We start from the raw sequence: 2,508 nt of genomic DNA, 5'->3' as shown, positions 1-2,508 counted from the left end.
CCTAAGAAGGGCATTATAGATACGGGAGTTTTCGCTTGTCATCCTGTCTGAGTAATGTCACCCAGTCAGAATATGACATTTGTAGCCAATTTGAGAAGGTAACACCTTCCATCAGTGGGAAAAGATGCTTCCATCAGTGGGTTTGGATGAGTGTTCGTAGGGTAGCGCACCGCTACACCGATTCCTGCACCGATCGCCCTATGTGAACTTTTGTCAGTCAACCAGCTTTCGGTTCTGAATTGATCAGTCATTTAAGGGTGCTGTTATTGATATCAGCAACATAAGTTTTGATTTTTATCACTGTTTTAAATCAAGGAGAAATACCATGGCAATAATTTCAGGTACTGTGAATAACGACAGCCTCAATGGTGGAGGTGGTAGTGATCTAATTGATGGTCAACTTGGCAACGATACTCTCAATGGTCAAAGTGGCAATGATACTCTCATTGGTGGGGGAGGTAATGATATTATCGATGATTTTTTTGGCAATGACATCCTTTTTGGTGGGGAAGGTAATGATAACCTCGATGGTGGACCCGCCTCAGATACTATTTTTGGTGGGAATGGTAATGACACTCTTTCTAGTGGAACAAGTGGAGTTTCAAGTACCAATATCCTTTTTGGTGAAGATGGTGATGATCAGCTCTTTGGAGATGGCAATGAAATAAGAACTGGATTTACACCTTCAATTGATATTCTTGACGGTGGCTCTGGTAACGATACCCTCTTGAGCCGAGGTCTTAGTGACACTCTTAATGGTGGAGATGGCGATGATCTTCTAGAGACCCGAAGAGACGGTGATGACATTCTTAATGGTGGAAATGGCAATGATACTCTCAACGCCGAGGGAATTTTATTCTCAAGCTCTAATCCTAATGTGACATTAAATGGTGGGAACGGTAGTGACTCTATTCGTGGTGGATTTGGCGACGACAACCTTAACGGTGGTTCTGGAAATGACACTCTTAGTAGTGGTCTAGGTGATGACATTCTTAATGGTGGGTCTGGAAATGACTTCTTCTTTGGTAGCTTTGGAAATGACATTGCAATTGGAGGTGGTGGACAAGACAGATTTGACGCCTTCGGTGGAGGGAATGACATTATTACTGATTTCGGAGGTGTTGGCACTGGGACAAACCCATCTCAAGCTGTTATTGACGAAGTCGATATCATAGAGTTTTCTGATTCAGGACAGACCGCAAAAAATTTACTTCTCACTCAGAATGGAAGTGACTTAGAGATTACCTTTGAGGGAAATAGCAGTGATAAGGTGGTTCTGAAAAACTTTAATCTTGAGGATCTCGATAACCTTTCACAAGGCATCGGCAATATACTGTTCGATAACGATCTGACAATTCAAGATAGCTTTGATGTTGTTAATGCGAATCAACTTCGTAGCACCGTCTTTAATCCCAATACAGTAACCTTCCTCAATGATTTAAATAACAACACCTCTGGCTTCAACAACTCGGATGACGTTATCAATGGTCAAGGTGGTAACGATACCCTTTCTGGTCTCTCTGGAAATGACCTGCTGCGAGGTGGTGATGGTAATGACAGCCTTGTTGGCGGTAATGGTGTTGATACCCTTGTTGGCGGTAATGGTGTTGATACCCTTGTTGGCGGTAATGGTGAAGATCTACTCGATGGAGGTAATGGTCCACTGAACACTCTCACTGGTGGTTCCGATGCCGACATATTTGTGTTGAGAAGTACTCAAAGTCAATTTATAACTGACTTTGAAGTTGGTATAGATAAATTCTTCTTAGATGATGGTCTAACCTTTGGGGCTCTGTCATTCACCCAACTTCCTAGCGCAACTACTATCGAAGCAAACAATAGCACGATAGGTTTAGTAGAAGGGGTAAGTGAGAGCGCCCTTAACAACATTTCCAACTTTATGAGTTAGAACCAGGCTTAACTCCTAAGAAACACATGGGGTAGGTGTTGAAATCAGGGTTGCCCGATGTAACTAATACTTCTGGGGATTGAGATGTTCGGAAGTCCTGAATGTGATGCGCTATGCCAAGTATGGATAGGGTGAAGCGGGGTTCAGGATGGAGTGCGTACGCTCTCTTTGAACATGCCTACGCACTCCATCGGTAAATGTGTTTACCCTACGGAAACTGGTTCAGTTACTTGCAAGCGATGAAGCTTCGCTTCCGCTAAAAGCGAACGCGTAATTTGTCTTAACTAAGTTTGATTTTTAATTGGCTTAGGAAGCTCACACTCTACTGTTATTTTAAGATTACTTTTAGCAGTCCCTTTAGTAACATAAGGAATCCCCGCTTCTCCCCCTAATTCTATCCCAAATTCTAGGGTTACTTTTTTAACATTAGGGATTGGCTTTTTCTTAAACGCATTTAAGCCAATAATAGTGTAAGCCCGGATCGTCCCTTCAATGATTTGAGCGTGTTGTATTATTTGCTGTCGTAGCCTTTCAGGAGAACTCATGCCCTTGTCGGTGAGGGCTTCTTCTTCCTCTTCCTCTTCGTCTTGGTTGTCTGA

At 42.8% G+C, this 2,508-nt stretch carries 2 protein-coding genes; one reads left to right on the top strand and one right to left on the bottom strand.

Annotation, left to right across the window (positions count from 1 at the left end):
- Window positions 1-325: 325 nt before the first annotated feature.
- Complete coding sequence (locus tag F6K53_RS37255) at window positions 326-1,909, top strand: calcium-binding protein (RefSeq protein ID WP_293084625.1); 1,584 nt, start codon at window positions 326-328, stop codon at window positions 1,907-1,909.
- Between the two features lie 284 nt (window positions 1,910-2,193).
- Here the strand turns inward: F6K53_RS37255 and F6K53_RS37250 are convergent.
- Window positions 2,194-2,508 (bottom strand): CU044_2847 family protein (locus F6K53_RS37250; RefSeq protein WP_293084622.1); only part of this gene is annotated, 315 nt, incomplete at its 5' end.

Source organism: Moorena sp. SIO4A1, from assembly GCF_010672065.1.
Classification (GTDB): domain Bacteria; phylum Cyanobacteriota; class Cyanobacteriia; order Cyanobacteriales; family Coleofasciculaceae; genus Moorena.
The sequence above is the reverse complement of the archived record's forward strand: the minus strand, read 5'-3'. Positions and strand labels throughout refer to the sequence as shown.

Coding starts and splice junctions, on each gene's coding strand:
- F6K53_RS37255 (WP_293084625.1), top strand. CDS start 326: ATGGCAATAATTTCAGGTACTGTGAATAACGACAGCCTCAATGGTGGA.